Raw genomic sequence first — 455 nt, 5'->3', positions numbered from 1 at the left:
TTTCTGTGCAGCATCACTGATATACAAGATATATCCTGCGTGTGAACCATTCAGGTAATACTTACGGCGAAACAGCGTTGATGCTTCATTGAGTAACACGGATGGAATAGCGGCTAAGTATTCAGGCAGCCCGTAAATTTCTTGGTTAATATCAGGCTCAATTAAGTGATGCACTTTGCCGGTTTCAAACTCATAAGGCTTAGTATCATACCCATGCTGTACAAACCAGTAAGTTTCTAAGTCTGCGCCTCGGCGTGTGAACTTAGCGGGGGAGTGTTTAAATGTTAACGCTTGCCCGAGTCGGTTTTCTCGTAACTCTAAATAGCCATTGCCAAAAAGTAAAAAATCCAATCCCCAGCTATCAAAGGTTTGGCGGCTGAGGTATTTATTAGGAATGAATGTGCTTGTGAGAATATTACGTTTTACATAGATGGCACTACTATGGTGAGGGGCAG

Annotated in this window: 1 pseudogene; it reads right to left on the bottom strand. The window is 42.6% G+C overall.

The annotated features are described in order from the left end of the window. Nucleotides 1–455: pseudogene (locus PROVRUST_RS20790) on the bottom strand (phage portal protein); the annotation flags it as partial.

It is taken from the genome of Providencia rustigianii DSM 4541 (genome assembly GCF_000156395.1).
In the GTDB taxonomy this organism is placed as follows: Bacteria; Pseudomonadota; Gammaproteobacteria; order Enterobacterales; family Enterobacteriaceae; genus Providencia; species Providencia rustigianii.
The sequence above is the reverse complement of the archived record's forward strand: the minus strand, read 5'-3'. Positions and strand labels throughout refer to the sequence as shown.